Origin of the sequence: Mycobacterium sp. 1245852.3, assembly GCF_001669335.1 — a bacterium.
In the GTDB taxonomy this organism is placed as follows: domain Bacteria; phylum Actinomycetota; class Actinomycetes; order Mycobacteriales; family Mycobacteriaceae; genus Mycobacterium; species Mycobacterium europaeum_A.
This window is the reverse complement of the sequence record NZ_LZLL01000325.1, coordinates 1-3,307: the sequence shown is the minus strand read 5'-3', so window position 1 is coordinate 3,307 and position 3,307 is coordinate 1. Positions and strand designations below refer to the sequence as shown.

The 3,307-nt window shown below is 67.2% G+C and carries 4 protein-coding genes; 3 read left to right on the top strand and 1 reads right to left on the bottom strand.

Translation table 11 applies throughout. From position 1 onward, the window contains the following. From htpG to A9W96_RS14900, 3 genes are all read left to right on the top strand, one after another. Nucleotides 1–1,156, top strand: a 1,156-nt coding sequence (gene htpG / locus A9W96_RS14910) for a molecular chaperone HtpG (RefSeq protein WP_082972256.1), incomplete at its 5' end; no start/stop codon positions are given. Nucleotides 1,157–1,240: 84 nt separating this feature from the next. Further along, the gene (locus A9W96_RS14905; RefSeq protein WP_066871339.1) at nt 1,241–1,456 is read left to right on the top strand and encodes a hypothetical protein; all 216 of its coding nucleotides are present in this window, start codon (nt 1,241–1,243) and stop codon (nt 1,454–1,456) included. A 64-nt stretch (nt 1,457–1,520) separates the two neighbouring features. Beyond that, nucleotides 1,521–2,558 (top strand): TIGR03617 family F420-dependent LLM class oxidoreductase, encoded by a 1,038-nt coding sequence (locus A9W96_RS14900; protein WP_067140793.1) that lies wholly within the window; start codon nt 1,521–1,523, stop codon nt 2,556–2,558. On the opposite strand, the gene A9W96_RS14895 is transcribed toward A9W96_RS14900, so the two are convergent. Continuing rightward, a partial coding sequence (locus A9W96_RS14895; RefSeq protein WP_197499522.1) for a divalent metal cation transporter occupies nt 2,533–3,307 on the bottom strand: 775 nt, incomplete at its 5' end. The genes A9W96_RS14900 and A9W96_RS14895 overlap by 26 nt on opposite strands.

The window sequence follows — 3,307 nt, the reverse complement described above, 5'->3', positions numbered from 1 at the left end:
GGAGTACAAGGAGTTCTACAAGCACATCGCGCACGCCTGGGACGACCCGCTCGAGGTCATCGCGATGCGCGCCGAAGGCACCTTCGAGTACCAGGCATTGCTGTTCATCCCGTCGCACGCCCCGTTCGACCTGTTCAACCGCGACGCCCAGACCGGGATCCAGCTCTACGTCAAGCGGGTGTTCATCATGGGCGACTGCGACGAGCTCATGCCCGAGTACCTGCGCTTCGTCAAGGGTGTCGTTGACGCCCAGGACATGTCGCTGAACGTGTCCCGCGAAATCCTGCAACAGGATCGGCAGATCAAGGCCATCCGGCGCCGACTGACCAAGAAGGTCCTCGCCACGATCAAGGATCTGCAGTCCGAGCGCCCCGATGACTACCGCACCTTCTGGACCCAATTCGGCAGGGTCGTCAAGGAGGGCCTGCTGTCGGACTTCGACAACCAGGAGACGCTGCTGCAGGTCTCCTCATTCGCCTCGACGCACAGCGAGGAGGAAGCCACCACGCTCGCCCAGTACGTGGAGCGCATGAAGGACGGCCAGACGCAGATCTTCTACGCCACGGGGGAGTCGCGCCAGCAGATCCTGAAGTCGCCGCACCTCGAGGCGTTCAAGGCCAAGGGCTACGAGGTGCTCCTGCTCACCGACCCGGTCGACGAGGTCTGGGTGGGAACCGTGACCGAATTCGACGGCAAGCCGCTGCAGTCGATCGCCAAGGGCGAGGTGGACCTCAGCTCCGACGGCGAGCAGAGCGAGGCCGAGCGCGAAGAGCAGCAAAAGGAGTTCGCCGACCTGCTGACCTGGCTCAAGGACACGCTGTCCGACCACGTCAAGGAAGTTCGGCTGTCGAACCGACTGACGGACTCGCCGGCCTGCCTGATCACCGACGCCTTCGGGATCACACCGGCGCTCGCGCGCATCTACCGCGCGTCCGGACAGGACATTCCGGTGGGCAAGCGGATCCTCGAACTCAATGCCAACCACCCCCTCGTCACCGGCCTGCGCCAAGCGCACCAGGACCGCAGCGACGACCCCTCGGTGGCGGAGACCGCGGAATTGCTCTATGGCACAGCACTTCTCGCCGAAGGTGGTGCGCTCGACGATCCGGCGAGGTTTGCCGAGATCCTCGCCAACCGGCTGGCCCGCACGCTGTAGCCCCGCGCCGGCCGGCCCCAGCGTGCCGGGCCGAATAGGCGATTTCCGGGATTGAAAACCGCCTGGCAGGGATACTTAGATCCCATGCCCGAGTTTCGCGTCATCGACCCGCGTGGCCGGGTCGTCGCGACGAAGAACTTTGCCGACGCGGAGGCCGCGCACGCCTGGTTCGTCGGCTCCGTGGGCGGCGACACCGAGCTGGGTTGGCGCATGGAGGTCAACGACGACGGGCAATGGGCATTCTTCGACGACACCGAAGGGTTCACCGCCCCGGTGAGCCGGCGGCCGACGAAACGCTGACCCCGCGCGGCCGAGGCTGACGAGCCCGCGCGGCGCGGCCCGCGGCGCGACGTACGCTCCCACCATGCACGTCGACGCGATGACGATTCCCCAGCCGCTCGGCCAAATCGGTGAGCTCGCCCGGCGGACCCAAGCCGTCGGGTTCTCCGGTTTGTTGTTCACCGAGACGGGCCGCACCGCGTACCTGAACGCCGCCGTGGCGTCGCAGGCCGCGCCGGACCTGGAGTTGTCGACGGGCGTCGCGGTGGCCTTCCCGCGCAGTCCCTTCGTGACCGCCGCCGCGGCCTGGGAACTGCAGGAAGCCACCAAGGGACGGTTCCGGCTGGGCCTCGGAACGCAGGTGCGCACCCACGTGGTGCGGCGCTATAGCACCGCCTTCGAACGGCCCGGGCCCCGGCTGCGCGACTACCTGCTGGCCGTCAAGGCGTGTTTCAAGGCGTTTCGTTCCGGGAGGCTCGACCACCACGGCGACTTCTACGATCTCGACTTCATCACCCCGCAGTGGAGCCCGGGGCCCATCGACGCTCCCGACCCCAAAGTCGATATCGCAGCGGTCAATCCGTGGATGCTGCGGATGGCGGGTGAAGTGGCCGACGGGGTGCACGTCCACCCGATCGGCGAACCGGGTTACCTGGCCCGCCACGTTCTGCCGACGGTCGGCGAAGGCGCGCAGAAAGCGGGCCGTTCACCGTCGGACATCGCGATCATCGTGCCCGTCATGACGATCGTCGGGGATACCGACGAGGAGCGGGACCGGCAGCGCGAAGTCGTGCGTGCCAGCATGGCCTTCTACGGGAGCACGCCCAACTACGCATTCATCTGGGACGAGGCGGGTTTCGAGGGCACGACCGCCCGGATCCGGGAAAAGCAGAGAGCCGGCGACTTCGCCGGCATGGCGGCCCAGGTCAGCGATGATCACATCGCTGTCTTCGCCACCGAGTCGACCTGGGACGGGTTGGCCGACGCGTTGACGGCGAAGTACGCAGGAACCGCAACGCGATTGGTGATGTACAACTCCGTCGCTGACCAGGAGCGCTTCGAGCGCTACGGCGAGGTGGCCCGCCGGATCCAAGCGGTCAGCGACCGAGCTGGATCGCTTTGACCACCAGAAGCAACGCCCCGACGACCAGATAGGCCCGCAGGGCGATCATCGCGAGCCGGGTTCCGGGGGACCAGGTGACAGGTTCGAGCAGGGCCAGCGGCGGCATGCGCCAGGTGTTGCGATCGACGCCGCGGCCCGGAAGTTGTGGCCGGGGCCGTGCGGGCTGACGGCGGGCCAGCCAGCGCAGCACCGGTGCCGCGGCCGCCGCGAGGATGACCAGCCCAAGGGTCAGATAGCCCGCGACGGCGACGACATCGAGGCCGGGAAACAGCGTGGTGGCCATCAGGATTCCGGACAACAGCAGCAGAACGCCGACGATCAGCCCGGCGACCCAGTTCAGCCAAGCGCGATTGACCCACGGCCCCAACACTTCTCGGTCATTGCACAACAACAGCAGAAACACGCTGGCGCTGGGCAGCAGCAAGCCCGCGAGGGCCTGGACGGCGGTGGTGATCAACCCGAGCGGGGCACCCGGAATGAGCACGATGGCCGCGGCCAGGACCACCATCGCGGTATAGGACAGGTAGAACTGCTTGGCATCGGCGAAGCCGCGGTGCAGCGAGTGCTTCAGCCCGAACACGTCGCCGAAGGCATAGCTGGTGGCCAGGGTCACCGCGGCGGCCCCGATGATCGAGGCGTCCATCAGCACGATGGCAAATATCGACCCGAGGACCGGGCGGTGCTCGCCCAGCAGATGCGCCGTCGCACCGGCGTCGGTGAAACCGCCAAAGGTGTTGGTAGAGCGGGCC